The sequence below is a fragment of the Paenalcaligenes niemegkensis genome (genome assembly GCF_022230885.1).
In the GTDB taxonomy this organism is placed as follows: Bacteria; Pseudomonadota; Gammaproteobacteria; order Burkholderiales; family Burkholderiaceae_B; genus Paenalcaligenes; species Paenalcaligenes niemegkensis.
This window is the reverse complement of the sequence record NZ_JAKGCT010000005.1, coordinates 81,280-97,205: the sequence shown is the minus strand read 5'-3', so window position 1 is coordinate 97,205 and position 15,926 is coordinate 81,280. Positions and strand designations below refer to the sequence as shown.

Below are 15,926 nucleotides of genomic sequence, written 5' to 3'. Positions count from 1 at the left end.
TTGTGATCCTGTGAGAAGTTAAAACGAATACTATTGCCGGAGTGCGGGCCAAACTCATTTCCTGGTGTGACCGCCGCATCTACCTGAAAAATCAGTATACCCACTCTGAAAAGCACGTAATCAACACTTTTATTGCGCTGACTCCATGTTTCTAAAGATAGTTGCCTGCTCAACGGCCAGACGCTGCGCCTGATCAAGCTCTACCCATTCAAATCTAAGAAACTCTCCGGGTGCGCGCTGTGCCAGCCGTGGTAAGTCTACCCAGGCAACATTCGCGATACGAGGGTAGCCGCCCGTCGTTTGCGAATCAGCCATCAACACGATCGGTAATCCATCAGGGGGAACCTGTATGGTTCCTGCCGTCACAGCCTCGGATAGCAGTTCTGGCTGCTGAGTACGTTCAAGGACTGGCCCTTTCAGGCGATAGCCCATGCGATCAGACTGAGGGGAAATTTGATAGCTTTCTGTTCCAAGCGCCTGAATGCTTTCCGGAGCAAAACTATCGTATTCACGGCCAGCCACAATACGTACAGACGCATTCACACCCTGCACCACACCTAAACCAAACATGGGCATGCCGGTTAAGGCTCGTGTCAACGCTCCAACCGGTGCGGGTTTTAGATGAATCTGCGAACCTTTCTTCAGTGGCCCTCCATCTAGCCCACCATAGCCGGCACGCACATAGGTGCTGGCACTTCCCATAACGGGCTCAATGGCGAACCCGCCCTGAACGGCCAAGTAGGCCCGCAGTCCGGCGCGCCGTGCGCCAAAGGCCAGGGTGCTTCCCGCTGCAATGGTAATGACCTTATTAAGCGCTATGGCCTCGCCATTAATAGACGGCGACAAGTCGGCGCCACACACCACCATCACGGCCGGAGTGTTAAAGCGTAATGTGGGTCCGAGCAAGGTGATTTCCAGAGTGGCTTCGTTAGCATCATTGCCGACCAGCCAATTTGCTATTCGATGCGCTCTTTCGTCCATCACGCCATTCAATGGCACACCTAAATGCTGAAAACTTCTGCGGCCCAGATCCTGAAATGTAGAAAGCAGCCCTGGCTTAATGACATCAATACTCATGCACGGTCTCCTTGCTCGCTGGCAATTTGCAAAAACTCCTCAGCCTCGATTGTTACAAAACGCACCTGATCTCCGGCCAGTAATAACGAAGGAGCTGACCGCTTTGCATCAAACAGCGTAAGGGGCGTACGGCCAATAAGATGCCAGCCTGCGGGAAGAGGCATAGAATAAATAACACTTTGGCGATTGGCCAGCCCAATAGAGCCCGGAGCCACAGAAGTACGCGGCGAACTGCGGCGTCCAACGCTAAGACTCTCACTAAATCGACCAATATAGGAATGCCCGGGCGAAAAACCGAGCATAAATACGGACACCGGGTACTGCGTGTGCAGACGAATCACTTCTTCAGGACTCATCTGACATCGTTCGGCTACTTCTTCCAAATCAGGACCGTACTCGCCCCCGTAACAGACGGGAATCACGACTTCCCGGGGCCGTACAGCCTGGGCATGACGCGGCTGTACAATACGCAGCTCTAACTGCTCAACAAGCAGCTTATAAGGTGACACCCATGCGTTGTCAGTTGCAGCCTCTGCCGCTTCCAGCACCCGCTCGGGAGCATAGTGCAAGGCCACGCTCACCATGCCCGGCACAATAGCGTGCACACCCGCAGGCATGTCTCGCTGCAGATCACGGGCAAGCAGGCTAGCATGCCGATTAGCTTCTGCCGGATCATCATCATGGAAGACGACGACTAAAGACCGGTCACCAGCAGCATGAATTGTCCATACTGGTTTGCGTACGCTCATAAACTATTCCTTCAGGGCCTTGGATTGGATATTGGGTTCCAGGCAGTATTCTCATCAGGCATCCACTCGTTGCTAAGCATATCCATCAGCATCACCCCCAGGGCCCTGACCATGGGATCGGCGGTTGGACGATGGCACACGGCCAGCTCAAACACATCAATTGCCGGCAGGCCCTGCGCTGCACCCAAGACGAAGTGATCAGCGGTGACCGCGCGGCGCGGCAGCAAGCTAATGCCCATGCCGTCGGCAACTGCCGCCTGTATTCCACTTAAGCTCGAACTGGTGAAGGCAATGCGCCACTTGCGCCCCATGGATTCCACCGCGTTGATAATTTCATCGCGATAGACCCCCGCCGTGGAAAAGTCACCAGCGGAATGGGATCAAGATGAAAAGAGGGATGCTTCGCGCTATCTACCCACGCGGTCTTTTCCGGAATACGTGCGATAGCCTCGCGGGCCTGGTGGCGTTGCTTAATAAGAATAAGGTCCAGCTCGCCGTGATCGTAGCTGGAAATCAGATCCGTGCTTAAGCCGCTCGTTACCTCGAGCTTGACTTGAGGATGCTGCCGATTAAATGCAGCAAGCCTGCGCATGGTGGCACCACTGGAAAAATCTTCAGGCACACCAAGCCGAACAGCAATTGTTACCGCCACCCCGGACAACGCCTCGTGCAACTGATCATTAACAGCGAGCATCTGGCGCGCATAGCCCAGTACGACCAGCCCCGCATCGGTAGGAAGTACGCCACGGGTGCCACGATCAAGTAACTTATGCCCCGCCATGTCTTCAAGGCGGCGCACCTTCTGGCTGACGGTGGACTGCGTCGAATGCAAGCGCGTCGCTGCCGTGGTGAAGCTTGCACAGTCGGTCACCACCAGCAAGGCTTTTAATAGGTCGAGATCAAAAAGGGGTTGATTCGATTTTTCGATAATAGACATAAGCACATTCAAAACACAAATACATAAAGCTCGTGTTAATAGTAAGCTGCCAGCCATAAAATTGCGCCTAAAGCATGTCTTTAGTTATACCGCAAAAATAGCCTTGCTCTTTATAAAATCACAAAAAGTGCAGGAGCTTCTCTGATGCGGCCTCACGGTCAACAGTACCGTCATGGTTATTCAAAAAATGGATAGGCCCTATTAATACATTTAACTTGTAGATATAGAGTGATATAGATATCGTGTTTATATCCACGCCGTGCACTATTGGCTTGTCGTCCCGAAAGGTGGTCAAAGCGCGGCATGTCCATGCTTTATAGAATTAAAGACACAGGGGCTCAACGTTGTCCCCTCTGTCGCGGAATGCGCCGTTAAGTTCAACCCGGCCGCACCGCATCAGTCGCGCCTTTGACCCAAGCAGATGCCGCCCTTTGGGTTGCGAGTAATGCTTCGCCTCGAAGTCGTCAGAATCACAAAACGGCGCGACAGCCATAACAACGAAAACTATTACAGAGACTTATCTATGTCCGAAAAAACCTATTACGCGCCTGCTGGTGGCCATCCGCCGCAAACTCAACTGCTCACTGACCGGGCCATGTTTACCGAAGCCTATGCCATTTTGCCCAAGGGCGTTATGCAAGACATCGTGACCAGTTGGCTGCCATTCTGGGAAAAAACACGCCTTTGGGTGCTCGCTCGCCCCTTGTCAGGTTTTGCCGAAACCTTCGCACAATACATCATGGAAGTCAGTCCAGGCGGCGGTAGCGATAAACCTGAACCCGATGCCAACGCTGAAGGCGTATTGTTCGTGGTTGGCGGTGAAGTCGAGCTAACCCTTGAAGGCACCAAGCACATCATGAAAGAAGGTGGTTACGCCTTTATTCCTCCGGGTAGCCAGTGGACATTGCATAACCGCAGCGACGACATCGCCAACTTCCACTGGATTCGTAAGCACTACCAAGCGGTAGAGGGTGTGCCTCTGCCTGAGGCTTTCGTTACTAACGAAAAAGACGTAGAGCCCTTCCCAATGCCTGGCACAAATGGTGCTTGGGTGACAACGCGTTTCGTCGACATGTCCAACATGAGCCACGATATGCACGTCAATATCGTTACATTCGAACCCGGTGGCGTCATTCCTTTTGCAGAGACGCACATCATGGAGCACGGGCTGTACGTACTGGAAGGCAAAGCCGTCTACCGCCTGAACCAAGATTGGGTTGAAGTCGAGGCCGGCGACTTTATGTGGCTGCGCGCCTTTTGCCCGCAAGCTTGCTACGCTGGTGGCCCTGGCCGCTTTCGTTACCTGCTATACAAAGACGTTAACCGCCACCCAAGCCTGAGACTATCTGGCCTGTAAACCCGATCACGCTACAGCAGCAATATCTTAAGAAATAAAAGGCCTGAGTCCGGTATCGCACCGGACTCAGGCCTTTAGCTTGAAAGGGTTAACGAAGCTGAATGGCTAACGGCAAACCAGGCTGTACAGTCGCTCATCTACAGCCTTCTTTTTATTCATCCAGCCCTAGAAAAAGCCCAGCGCCTCATCGCTATAACTCACCAGCAAGCATTTGGTCTGCTGATAATTGCTCAACGCCATCTTGTGAGTTTCGCGCCCAATGCCCGACTGCTTATAACCGCCAAATGCAGCATGGGCAGGATAAAGGTGATAGCAGTTTGTCCACACGCGACCCGCCTGAAGCCCCCGTCCGACTCGATAGGCGCGTGAACCATCCCGGCTCCATACGCCAGCGCCCAGGCCAAAGCTGGTGTCGTTGGCAATGGCGATGGCCTCGTCCTCATCTTTAAAAGTAGTCACAGCAGCAACCGGACCAAAAATCTCTTCCTGGAACACCTTCATCGAGTTTTTACCCAAAAGCATGGTGGGACTGACATAAAAGCCATCATCCAGACCCTCGCCCATGCGATTGCGTTCACCCCCTGTCAGGCAAGTCGCCCCCTCTTCGCGCCCAATATCGATATAACCCAGGATTTTATCCATTTGTACCTGAGATACCTGGGCTCCCACCATGGTCTGAGAGTCAAGCGGGTTGCCTTTCTTGATGCGTTCGACACGCTCGACGACGCGTTCGATAAACTGCTCGTAAATGGATTCCTGCACCAGCACACGTGAAGGGGCTGTGCAGACTTCGCCCTGGTTCAGCGCGAACATCGATGCGCCTTCCAATGCTTTATTAAAGAAGGCATCGTCTGCAGACATGACGTCTGCAAAAAAGATATTGGGGCTTTTGCCGCCCAGCTCGACCGTTGCGGGAATCAGCGTATCGGCTGCGTTGCGTAAAATCATCTTGCCCACGGGCGTGGAGCCCGTGAAAGCGATTTTTGCGATGCGCTTACTGGTCGCCAGGGCGTTGCCCGCTTCTTTACCAAAACCATTCACAATATTGACCACGCCGGCCGGCAACAAGTCACCTATAGTCTCCATTAGCACCAAAATTGACGCAGGCGTTTGTTCCGCTGGCTTCATGACCACAGGGCAGCCTGCTGCCAAGGCTGGAGCAAGCTTCCAGGCGGCCATTAAAATCGGGAAATTCCAGGGAATAATCTGGCCAACAACGCCAACAGGCTCATGAAAATGATAAGCCACTGTTGTACTGTCAATATCAGAAATCCCGCCTTCCTGGGCTCGAATGCAGCCTGCAAAATAACGAAAGTGATCAATAGCCAAAGGAATATCCGCCGCGCTGGTCTCGCGCAAGGGCTTGCCGTTGTCAATAGACTCGGCTACCGCCAGCAAATGCTGCTTCTGCTCCATTCGATCGGCAATACGCAGCAAAATCGCAGAACGCTCGGCAACCGAGGTTTTGCCCCACGACTCACGCACTGCATGCGCGGCATCCAGGGCAAGATCGATGTCGTCCGCACCAGATTGCGGCACCTGGCAAAACACCTCACCCGTAATAGGCGAGATATTTTCAAAATAATTACCCCCACCGGAGGTACCCACTTTCCGCCTATGTAATTCTCGTACTTAGACTTGAACGGGAACTCAAGATCAATACCAAACTGCTTCAAATCTGACAAATTCATGATGAAACTCCTGAACGGGGCACCTAGAATCGCTGATCAAAGACAAGCCAGCACGCACTTAATGATTCTGATAATTTAACAGGCGGCGAAAAGAAGGGATATATGAATTAACCCTTTGTTTTTGAATACTTGGGCGTGAATCAAATGGTGATCTCGGTCATGCGGTCAAACTTTGTTGCGCACGATGACGTCGGCTGCAGTCAGAGGCTGATATGAAGGCTCCGGACATATTCACTAACGTTATCGTAGGCACCGTGCTTCCCTACGATCGCAGGCATGCGGAGTGTCTCTAACATCCATAAGCACATGAAAAAGGGCGACTTTTCAGTCGCCCTTTTACTAAGCTAACGCGTTAAGGCTGGTTGCCTTAGTCGTTACGCTCAGTCACCAGGATCAGGTGGTAGCCAAACTGAGTTTTAACGGGGCCTTGCACAACGCCCACGGGCGCACTGAAAACCACTTCATCAAACTCTGCAACCATTTGGCCGCGACCAAAACTGCCCAACTCGCCGCCCTGGCGGGAAGACGGGCAGCTGGAATTGTCTTTAGCCAGCTGCGCAAAATCAGCGCCGCCTTCAATTTCGGTCTTCAATTCTTGCGCTTTTTCTTCGCTGTTGACGAGGATGTGACTTGCTGAGGCTTGTGCCATGAAATGCTCCTTAATAAACGTTCTGAAAGGTTAACCCAATTCGAGCTGCGGCGCTTCAGGCTTCTGGAATTTGAGCTTAAAGGCAAGACCCAGCGCCATATCGCCAAACGGCTTATACCGCTAAATCTGCAATGCGAGCATGAAGGTCTACGCCCCACATGGTCCTTCGGCTGCTAAAACTCACACTTAGATCTTGCATGAAAAACAAGTTCAAACTACACTACCAAAACGTTTTGGTTGACAGTTTATACACAACCAAAACGTTTTATATAAAAATATAACGACAAACAAAACGGCACAGATATGCAATATCATCGCTGCCGAAGGAGACAACCATGCAAGGTTCTACATGTTCGCCAGTGGACGAAATTCAATCTCCACAAAAAATGCTCGCTTTCGGGCTGCAGCACGTTGTTGTGATGGCGGCATCGCCGATTGCCTCCGTATTCTTGATGAGCAAAGCGCTGGGCTTTACACCTGAGCTAACCATCCAGTTATTAAGCGCCACCTTCATCGTATGCGGCTTGGGCTCGCTCATCCAATCGTTTGGCCCTCTTGGATTCGGCGCACGCCTACCCTTTGTCATGCTGCCGGGGGCGCGCCTATCATTTTATTTATTTTGATAGCACAACAAACCGATTTGCAGACAGCGTCTGGAGCCGTCATTCTTGCTGCCCTCCTGTATTTCTTGATTGTGCCGATTTTCAAGCGATTCTTGCGCTATTTCCCTTCGTTGGTCATTGGCGTGATGCTGATCTTGGTTGCCATCAATCTCGCACAAATTTCTGGAAAACTTATAGCAGGTGCACCAGGATCCCCAGATTTCGGAAGCCCAGTCAATCTGTTGATGGCCTTCATCACCATTGCCTCTACGCTGCTATTTTCACGCCTGCTGCGAGGCACCAGTCGCCAGTTAACCATTCTGCTCGGTTTGCTGGTGGGGGCCTTCTCGTCAGCGCTTATGGGCCTGATGTCAATTGATCAGGTCTCGCTCACACCATTGCTTGCCGCTCCGACACCTTTTCCTTTTGGCTCACCTAAATTCAACCTTATTGCTGCTACTCCACTATTAATTTTCACCCTCATCTCTATGGTGGAAGCCACTGGACAGACTGTAGCGTTAAATGAGGTATTGGGGAAAAAACCGAACAAGAACAGCAGCTTGACGTTCCCAAGACCATACGTGGAGATGGTTTGGCCTCGTTGATAGGCGGAATCTTTGGTACCTCACTCATCATCACAAGTGGAGAGAACATTGGCATTATCCGTGCCACCAATGTCCGCTCGCGCTACGTCACTGCCGTTGCCGGAGGTTTTTTAGTGCTATTTGGCCTGTTCACACCTTTGTCTTCGTTAATCAGCCTCATTCCGGGAGCCGTCATCGGAGCGACCGGCCTGCTGGTATTCGCTATTGTCGGCACCATGGGAATCGATATGCTGCGTAAAGTCGATCTGCGCGAGCACGGCAATATGTATGTGGTCTCGACCGCTCTGGCTATGGGCCTGCTTCCTATTGTAGTTCCTGGAATCTACGAACATGTTCCCTCCCAGTTGCGGCTGTTGATGGCCAATGGTGTTGCCATGGGTGCCGTCACCGCTGCTGTGCTTAATTTTGTATTCGTACACCTGGGTAAAAGACGTACAGCCCTGCCCGCCGCCAGCCCACTACCCAGTCAAGAGTAAACAAGAAGGTATTTTCATGAAATCGCTTTTTCCCACAAACCTGGAAACACTACAACAAGCCAATGTGTTTTTGCCCGAATGGCTGCTGTTAGACAAGGGCACCGTACGCGACCATGCCGTTGTCGTAGAGAATGGCCTATTCATCGCGGCTGGCCCTCGCAGCCTCATCCTTAAACAATACCCGGATAGGCCAAGGGTAGAGCTGCCCGGCAAACTTTTAATGCCAGGCTTTGTAGACTCGCATCACCATCTGACACAGTCATATGGAAAATCGCTGGTTTTCGGGGAACCATCTGAAATCTTTAAACGCGTATGGGTGCCCTTGGAAAGCACTTTGAATGCCAATCATTTATATGCCTCTTCAAAGCTCGCTGCATTAGAAGCCTTGCGAGGTGGTTTCACTACCGTGTGTGACGCAGGCACAAGATCTTCAGAAGGGCTGGACGCCATTGTTAACGCCACGACAGATGCTGGCTTGCGCTGCGTGCTTGGCCTGATTTGCAATGACAAGGTGAATGACCAAATCGTTGACCCTATCCCGATTCAACGTCGTGCCGTGCAGCATTTGTCCCAATGGGAACATCATCCACTGATCACGCCTTCCCTGGCAATCTCCATACCCGAGGTCGCTAGTGATGCCATGTTGGCAAGCGTCTATCAACTATGCGAAGAGGCAGGTCGTGTGTTTCAAACGCATGCCAATGAGCATCTGGTCGCAGTTGAGCGTTCGCTGAATACGAATCGCCTGCGACCTATTGAGCATCTGAACAACGTCAACGCCTTAGGGCCTGCGACCCTGCTCGCTCACGCCACGTTGGTGACGCCATTAGAAATAAAAATCATGGCTGATCGAGGCTGCGCGGTTGCCTATAACCCGGTGGCCAGTGCATGGAAAGGCAATGCCGTCGCACCTGCTGAGTCCATGAGCATGCAAAATGTTAGATTAGGTCTCGGTACCGACGGCACCCGCAGCGACGCCTTCCGCCTCATGGATTACGCAGAAGCAGCTCAACGCTTCGCCTTCGGAATGGCTGTGGGTGATTCTTCCTGCGGTGGAGGCTGGTTATGGTTGGACATGGCCACCCGTGGAGGCGCAGATGCCATAGGTTTAGGAGAAGAAATTGGCGACATTAGTCCAGGGAAACAGGCAGATTTTTTACTGCTCGATATACGCGTACCTGAAATGACTCCATCCTGGGATATTCCATGGGAGCTCGTACGCATGGCCGCACGTGACCAGATACAAGCGGTATTCGTTGACGGAAAACTGCGCCTTTGGGAAGGCTGGCCTATTGATTGGGACGCCCTGGCGTTGATGGACGAAATCAATAGCATCGCCGAGCATGCCATTAGCAATGCGAATATTCAGAAGCTGCATGCCCCTTCTGCTCTGCATCGCACCCAACGTCAGGAAAAGAGTGTACTAACGTTATGATCGCCCATTTCGCCTTGATAACAGCTACAGTATTTATCGCCGCTTTTATTCAGGGCACTACGGGCATGGGGTTTGCCCTGATCGTCGTACCCATACTCGCCCTGATACAGGCAGATATGATACCGGGCGCCTTGTTATATTTAATGCTGCCTTTAAATGCCTACGTGGCCTTACGTGAATACAAAGCCATTGATATACGCGGAGCAGGTTGGATTACTGTGGGCCGATTAGCAGGCACCTTTGCAGGGTTGTGGGTCTTGGTGCTGCTTTCCAGCTACTGGTTGAATATGGTCGTCGGCATCAGCACTATTCTTGCAGTTATCGTTTCGCTCACTGTACCGGCCTTCACGCCTGGGAAAAAGGCTTTCACTTTAACGGGTCTGGTAACTGGCATTACTGAAACCGCAACCGGTATCGGGGGCCTCCACTGACCTTGGTTTACCAGCATGCGCCGGTTTCCACCCTACGTTCAACCGTGGCGCTATGCTTTCTGGTAGGCGAGATCATTTCGCTTATTGCCTTGGCAGTTACCGATAATATTGCCTGGAAACACCTAGAGTACGCACTATGGTGCTTGCCTGCGCTATTGCTGGGGATGCTAGCCAGTCATGCAATACATGCTCGAATCAATCAGCGAACGCTTCGTTTAGGTGTATTGATTTTTGCGTTTATGTCAGGCGTGTTCGTTATCTTTTCCAGCTAAACAAATGATCCAGTAGAAAGCCGCGCAACCAGTTCTGGCATAGGCCCCGCAACACAGCTTCGGTGCCTGTTGCCAGAAATATGCTCAAAAAGAAGCTCAACAGCCAGCGAGGCAATATCCGTCAAATGCAGATTAATCGCTGTTAGCGGAGGCGTTGCTGTCCGTGCCCGTAGTCCATCGTAACGAGTTGCCACCATCAGGTTATGAGGAATGTGCTTCCCCATGGCTGCCGCTTGGCGCATTACACCTGTGGCAAAGGCATCAACCGGCACACAAATCGCATCCGTGTCGGGATAGCGCATAAATAGTTCTTGGCATGCTTTTCTTCCACCCTCCTCCCCATCCTCTTCGTCGGCTTCAGCGTACCGATGCTCCAAGCCATGTACATCGATAAATTTCTTATATGCCTGGGCGTTAGAGCGATAAGAGCTCCGTGCTGCAGTGCCCTGCAACAGGGCAATTCGGCGACAGCCTCGGGCATAAAGATGTTCCAACAGCAAGGTAGCTGTTGCCTCGGAATGCAAGTCTACATAAGGAATGACGCTATCTGGCCCCGATTGAGAACCGATGGATACCAAGGCCACGCCACGATCCTGCAACAGTCGAATACTGGGGTCGTCTGCCAAAGGTTCGATTACGATGGCGCCATCAATATCCAAGCGCTGAAGTAAGTTAGCTGCAATCTCTAAAGGCGGCACAAACACCAGCGCTAACCCTTGCTTCATGGCTTCTTCCGCCGCTATGGCGGCAATCTCCATCATGAAGCCGAGCCTGGACTGCCCACCGGAAACCGCAAACGGCATTGCAGACACAATAGCGATGCTATTAGATTGCCCAGAACGTAAACGCTGTGCACGCACATTGGGCGTATAGCCCAACTTCTCAGCAACCTGTTTCACCATAGCTCGAGTCACAGGATCTACCGCACCCCGGTCGTTCAGCGCGTGTGATACTGTCGTCAGCGAAACACCAGCTACTCTGGATACATCGCGTATAGTCACACGGCGCGCAGTATCGTCGCCCTTCATGCGTCACTGACTCCTGCGGATTTAAATGGTAGAAACTGCACTTTATTATTCACCTTAGCCAATACCCTTAGCTCACATTAATCGCAAGCAAACTGGAAATAGCGGCTGCCTTACCGTTGCCTGCCTGAAGTATATGCGAAGCCTTGAACACGGATGACACTGCCGAGGCAGAATAAGAACAAAGTCCTTTTTATAGAGAGCTACAACGACTTACGTAGCGACATCATCATCAAACGATCCAATGCATTCGCAAACTCGCGCCGATCAGCCTGACTAAAGGCCGCCGGCCCGCCCGTCTCCACACCCGCCCCTCGCAATTCTTCCAGCATGTCCCGAATCGACAAGCGCTCACGTATATTATCGGCGGTAAAACGCTCACCTCGGGGGCTCAGCACGAAAGCGCTCTTCTCGACCAGTTGCGCAGCCAGCGGAATATCGCCTGTAATGACCAGATCGCCAGGGCTGGCGTGCAACACGATGTAGTCATCGGCCACATCAAAGCCTCGTGGAACCTGCACCGCTTTAATCAAAGGCGATGGCGGCGTATGCAGCATCTGATTCGCCACCAGCGTTAAAGGCCGCTGCCAGCGCTTTGCCGCGCGAAACAGAATATCTTTTACCACGACCGGACAAGCATCCGCATCAACCCAAATCTGCATCACGTCCATCCTGTAAACCTTGCTCCACCATTAGCAGCAAACGCTGCGACAAATTTTTAAGCTGCGCTTCAGGATAGTCCCGAAGAGGGCCATCAAGCATCAGCATGGCCATGCCATGCACCCCCGACCAGGCTAAAAACTCCGCTTGCGGACGCTGGGCAGCAGACAATAGACCCGCTGCCTGCATGCGGTCCAGCGCCATCCCCAGCAACTGAAAAGGGTTCAAGCCCATATCCGCCTGCACCAAAGGCAAGGTATCTTCATCTAAGCTGAAGGGAATCACAAACGCCGTACGGAACAAGCCTGGCTCATCCAGGGCGAAGCGTATATAAGCCCGGCCAATGGCACGCAAACTGTTCCTAGCGTACTCAGGTGAGGAGTCAAAAGGTCCCAATGCAGACATTTCGGTCTCCATGGAGCGCGCGACCTGCGCCAATGCCGCGGCGCGTACGGCATCCAGCAAATCGCGCTGTCCTTCGTAGTGCCGATACGCTGCACTAAAGGCAACTCCCGCCCGGCGAGTGGCCTCGCGCAGCACAATGCCATCTGGTCCATGCTCGCGGGCGAGATCCAAAGCGGCATCCAGTAAAGCCTGCTTCAGATTGCCATGCCTGTAAGTCGTGCGCGGCCTGCTCTGCTGTTTGTTACTCATAAAATTTTACGTATTTTTTCAGATTAGCGTATTGCTTCGATTCTACAGCCTATGCTAATTTATGTGAACGTCGTACACATTGTAATGCAAAGCCCCTCGTTCAATTCCTTTAGGCAGGAGAATGACATGCAGGTATATCCTTATTTGATATTCAATGGCAACACAGCTGAAGCAATGACGTTTTATCAGCAGGTTCTTGGCGGAGAACTCAACATGAGCCGTTTTTCAGAAATGCCGGATTTTGAGCAGCACTTCAATGCTGAAGTGGCTGATCGTATTATGAACGCACAACTTAAATTCGATGATGGCCTGTTTATGGCTTCAGATGGGTGCCCGGACCAACCCACCGGACCTATAGATGGTTTTGCGGTGGCGCTGGCGTTCAACGACACCACCCGGGCAGCTTATGTCTTTGACGCCCTGGCTGCAGATGGCACTACCATCATGCCGTGGGAGCCCACCTTCTGGGCCGACGCTTTTGGCATGGTCAAAGATAAATATGGCGTCACCTGGATGGTCAACAGTGGAATAAAAAATCACGGCTAGAGAAGTGGCAGGACGCGCCGGGCGGCTTACTTATCCCGTTTCTGCGCTTCCAGGGCCTGCAGAAAAACGGATAAATTCGAGTTTAAGTCGGCCAGCACTTGATCGCTTAACGCCGACAGTATTTGACGCTCATTCTCTACATGCGACTCAACTGCACGATTGATCAGAGCCAGGCCCTTATCCGTCAATTGCACCAGCATGCTGCGCGCGTCCTGCTCATTCACCACACGGTGTATAAAATCACGACTCTCTAAACGCTTGAGCCTGTGCGTCATCGTTCCCGACGTCACCATCAAAGTAGAAAAAGCTCGGTAGGACTCAGTTTGTAAGGCGCGCCTGAGCGCAACAGGGTTGCAAGCATATCGAACTCCCAGAAACTAAGCTCAAACTGTATGAAGCCCGGCTCCAGCTGTTGCTCCAGCAGGGCTGCGCAACGTTTGAGCCTACCAATAGGGCCCATGGGACTAACGTTCAGATCAGGGCGTTCACGCGCCCACTGAGCAAGGATACGGTCCACTGCATCCGGCTGTATTTTGCGAGTTTCAGATTTCATTTATCTTGACTTCAAGGTAATTGGCATTCAGAATAATAATAACTTGAATTGAAGATAGATTCCCATGAATTCCACTACTATCGCGCCATCCTCTTTGTGGCGGGCTGTCTTGCTCACTGCCCTTGCGCCGATGATCTGGGGCACCACCTACATCGTCGCCTCCGAGATATTGCCGCCTGACCGTCCTTTTACGGCAGCACTTATCCGTGCCTTGCCAGCGGGCCTGTTGCTGGTGCTGATCACACGAGAAATTCCCGCTCGCCACCTGTGGTTTCGACTGTTAACGCTAAGCGCTCTGAATATCGGCATCTTCCAGGCACTGCTCTTCGTGGCAGCCTACCGCTTACCGGGGGCTGGCAGCAGTGCTGGGTGCCATACAGCCTATATTGATCATGGGTCTGATCTGGATGGTTGAAAGCAAATCACCAACCCGGATTACCTTGCTGTCGGCCATAGCCGGAGTCGTTGGCATGGCCATTCTGCTGCTATCACCACAAACCGTATTTGAACCCATCGGCATAGGCGCAGCCTTGCTGGGCGCCATCTGCATGGCCACCGGCACCTGGCTTGCCCGCCGCTGGCAACTGGGCATGTCAGTACTTGCGCTTACAGGCTGGCAACTGCTGCTTGGCGGGCTACTGCTCGCTCCCGTAGCGTGGTTGGCAGACGACCCTCTTCCGGCGCTCTCTATGAGTCAATCCTTAGGCTATGTCTACCTCAGCGTGGTCGGCGCCATGCTGGGCTATGTACTCTGGTTTAAAGGCATCGCCCGCTTATCCAGTGTAGCCGTGTCATCGCTGGGCCTGCTCAGCCCCTTAACTGCGGTGATCGTTGGCTGGGTTGTACTTTCACAGGCAATTACCGGAGTGGCCTTTGTGGGGCTGATAATGGTGCTGGTGAGTGTGCTCGTAGTGCAGTGGGCGGCAAGTCGGCCGGTTTGAGCCAGTAAATGGTTCACCCAGAACAAAAGCTATTGAGCATGACAGCTATTTAGGTGTGTAATCGTTTTACTGGCTGCAATAATCCATCACGATGCCCAACAAGGAGGCACCATGTCGAGACTGACCGCCAAAGACTTCTCCCCGGAATTGCTTGAGCTGTATGACTTTTATGTGCATGGTGCCATCAGCAAGCGCGAGTTTCTGAACCGGGCCGCCAAATTCGCCATCGGTGGTCTAACGGCCACGGCTATTCTGGCTTCCATGCGACCTAACTATGCATGGGCTCAACAAGTCATGTTCACCGATCCGGACATTACGGCCGAGTACATTAGCTACTCATCGCCGCAAGGTAACGGCACCGTTCGTGCCTACCTGGTCAAACCCGCCAACGCCGAGGGCAAATTGCCCGCCGTGGTCGTGGTCCACGAGAACCGGGGGTTGAACCCCTATATTGAAGATGTTGCGCGCCGTCTCGCCAAAGCCGGCTTCCTGGCGATTGCACCAGATGGACTCAGCTCAAAAGGCGGTTACCCGGGCAATGACGACAAAGGGCGTGAGCTGCAGCAGCAAGTTGATCCAGAGCGGCTGATGAATGACTTCTTCGCCGCGATCGAACTGATGTCCACAAGCGAAGACTCAACAGGAAAAGTCGGCATTATCGGCTTTTGCTACGGCGGTGGCGTTTCAAACGCCGCCGCTGTGGCCTACCCGGAACTGGCAGCCGCCGTGCCGTTTTACGGACGGCAGGCCAGCCCCGAGGACGTAGCCCGCATCCAGGCTCCTCTGCAACTGCATTATGCAGAGCATGACCCCAACATCAATCAAGGCTGGCCCGCCTACGAGGATGCCCTCAAAGCGAATAACAAGGTCTACGAGGCCCACATCTACGCCGGCGCTAACCACGGATTCCACAACGACTCAACGCCCCGGTATGACAAGGAAGCGGCAGAGCTTGCGTGGAGTCGTAGTATTGAATGGTTTAAGCGGTATTTGGGGTGATGCTTGAATTGAGCCATGCCAAAACCTTATCCACCTCTGCAATTTACTTTGGATCCCGCTAGTACAGACCCCCTGTATCGGCAGTTATATTCTCGCTTCAGACACGCCATTGCTGAGGGAATTCTCAAGCCTGGCGATCGTATTCCGTCGGCAAGGTCCCTTGCTAAAGAGCTTGGCTTAGCGCGTGGCACCGTTGCAGTGGCCTATGCATTGTTAAGCGCAGAGGGCTATGTATTAGCGCGCGGGTAAGCCAGCACTATCTGGTAT

At 52.6% G+C, this 15,926-nt stretch carries 13 protein-coding genes and 6 pseudogenes; 10 read left to right on the top strand and 9 right to left on the bottom strand.

The annotated features are described in order from the left end of the window. Nucleotides 1-129 precede the first annotated feature (129 nt). The 3 genes and pseudogenes from L1889_RS16060 to L1889_RS16050 all read right to left on the bottom strand — a co-directional run bounded on the left by L1889_RS16060 (nt 130) and on the right by L1889_RS16050 (nt 2,763). Nucleotides 130-1,077 carry a 5-oxoprolinase subunit C family protein gene (locus L1889_RS16060; RefSeq protein WP_238666043.1) on the bottom strand — a complete coding sequence of 316 codons (948 nt, stop codon included), beginning with the start codon at nt 1,075-1,077 and terminating at the stop codon, nt 130-132. Further along, nucleotides 1,074-1,826, bottom strand: a complete 753-nt coding sequence (pxpB, locus tag L1889_RS16055; RefSeq protein ID WP_238666042.1) for a 5-oxoprolinase subunit PxpB — start codon at nt 1,824-1,826, stop codon at nt 1,074-1,076. The genes L1889_RS16060 and pxpB overlap by 4 nt, the downstream gene beginning before the upstream one ends. Before the next feature lie 11 nt (nt 1,827-1,837). After that, nucleotides 1,838-2,763 (bottom strand): annotated as a pseudogene (locus L1889_RS16050) (LysR family transcriptional regulator). Between the two features lie 523 nt (nt 2,764-3,286). On the opposite strand from L1889_RS16050, the gene L1889_RS16045 reads away from it, so the two are divergent. After that, nucleotides 3,287-4,120: a bifunctional allantoicase/(S)-ureidoglycine aminohydrolase gene (locus L1889_RS16045; RefSeq protein ID WP_238666041.1), complete on the top strand. Its 834-nt coding sequence runs from the start codon at nt 3,287-3,289 to the stop codon at nt 4,118-4,120. 165 nt (nt 4,121-4,285) lie between these two features. Here the strand turns inward: L1889_RS16045 and L1889_RS16040 are convergent. Together L1889_RS16040 and L1889_RS16035 are read right to left on the bottom strand one after the other, a co-directional pair. Continuing rightward, nucleotides 4,286-5,811 (bottom strand): annotated as a pseudogene (locus L1889_RS16040) (aldehyde dehydrogenase family protein). 367 nt (nt 5,812-6,178) lie between these two features. Further along, a complete protein-coding gene (locus tag L1889_RS16035) occupies nt 6,179-6,460 on the bottom strand; it encodes a peptidylprolyl isomerase (protein ID WP_238666040.1) in 282 nt (93 codons plus the stop codon). Nucleotides 6,461-6,795: 335 nt separating this feature from the next. On the opposite strand from L1889_RS16035, the gene L1889_RS18590 reads away from it, so the two are divergent. The 5 genes and pseudogenes from L1889_RS18590 to L1889_RS16015 all read left to right on the top strand — a co-directional run bounded on the left by L1889_RS18590 (nt 6,796) and on the right by L1889_RS16015 (nt 10,281). Further along, the gene (locus tag L1889_RS18590) at nt 6,796-7,083 is read left to right on the top strand and encodes a solute carrier family 23 protein (RefSeq protein WP_257794022.1); all 288 of its coding nucleotides are present in this window, start codon (nt 6,796-6,798) and stop codon (nt 7,081-7,083) included. Nucleotides 7,084-7,100: 17 nt separating this feature from the next. Next, the gene (locus tag L1889_RS16030) at nt 7,101-7,667 is read left to right on the top strand and encodes a solute carrier family 23 protein (RefSeq protein ID WP_257794021.1); all 567 of its coding nucleotides are present in this window, start codon (nt 7,101-7,103) and stop codon (nt 7,665-7,667) included. Then, nucleotides 7,655-8,143, top strand: coding sequence for a solute carrier family 23 protein (locus tag L1889_RS16025; protein ID WP_238666039.1), 489 nt, complete (start codon nt 7,655-7,657; stop codon nt 8,141-8,143). Before L1889_RS16030 ends, L1889_RS16025 begins: the two co-directional genes overlap by 13 nt. Before the next feature lie 16 nt (nt 8,144-8,159). After that, complete coding sequence (locus L1889_RS16020) at nt 8,160-9,578, top strand: amidohydrolase family protein (RefSeq protein ID WP_238666038.1); 1,419 nt, start codon at nt 8,160-8,162, stop codon at nt 9,576-9,578. Beyond that, a pseudogene (locus L1889_RS16015) lies at nt 9,575-10,281 on the top strand (sulfite exporter TauE/SafE family protein). The gene L1889_RS16020 and the pseudogene L1889_RS16015 overlap by 4 nt, the downstream one beginning before the upstream one ends. Here L1889_RS16015 and L1889_RS16010 read toward each other — a convergent pair. From L1889_RS16010 to L1889_RS16000, 3 genes are all read right to left on the bottom strand, one after another. Next, nucleotides 10,278-11,309 (bottom strand): substrate-binding domain-containing protein, encoded by a 1,032-nt coding sequence (locus L1889_RS16010; protein ID WP_238666037.1) that lies wholly within the window; start codon nt 11,307-11,309, stop codon nt 10,278-10,280. The pseudogene L1889_RS16015 and the gene L1889_RS16010 sit on opposite strands and share 4 nt — an antisense overlap. Before the next feature lie 200 nt (nt 11,310-11,509). Further along, a complete protein-coding gene (locus L1889_RS16005; protein WP_238666036.1) occupies nt 11,510-11,968 on the bottom strand; it encodes a YaiI/YqxD family protein in 459 nt (152 codons plus the stop codon). Continuing rightward, entirely contained in the window at nt 11,952-12,620 is a 669-nt protein-coding gene (locus tag L1889_RS16000) for a TetR-like C-terminal domain-containing protein (RefSeq protein WP_238666035.1), read from the bottom strand. The genes L1889_RS16005 and L1889_RS16000 overlap by 17 nt, the downstream gene beginning before the upstream one ends. 126 nt (nt 12,621-12,746) lie before the next feature. Between L1889_RS16000 and L1889_RS15995 the strand changes: the two genes are divergently transcribed. Further along, nucleotides 12,747-13,166: a VOC family protein gene (locus L1889_RS15995; protein ID WP_238666034.1), complete on the top strand. Its 420-nt coding sequence runs from the start codon at nt 12,747-12,749 to the stop codon at nt 13,164-13,166. A gap of 26 nt (nt 13,167-13,192) precedes the next feature. Here the strand turns inward: L1889_RS15995 and L1889_RS15990 are convergent. Beyond that, nucleotides 13,193-13,719 (bottom strand): annotated as a pseudogene (locus L1889_RS15990) (MarR family winged helix-turn-helix transcriptional regulator). Nucleotides 13,720-13,783: 64 nt separating this feature from the next. Between L1889_RS15990 and L1889_RS15985 the strand changes: the two are divergent. The 3 genes and pseudogenes from L1889_RS15985 to L1889_RS15975 all read left to right on the top strand — a co-directional run. Next, nucleotides 13,784-14,660 (top strand): annotated as a pseudogene (locus L1889_RS15985) (EamA family transporter). 111 nt (nt 14,661-14,771) lie between these two features. Next, nucleotides 14,772-15,659, top strand: a complete 888-nt coding sequence (gene yghX, locus L1889_RS15980) for a YghX family hydrolase (RefSeq protein WP_238666033.1) — start codon at nt 14,772-14,774, stop codon at nt 15,657-15,659. 15 nt (nt 15,660-15,674) lie between these two features. Then, a pseudogene (locus L1889_RS15975) lies at nt 15,675-15,905 on the top strand (GntR family transcriptional regulator); the annotation flags it as partial. Nucleotides 15,906-15,926: the final 21 nt, after the last annotated feature.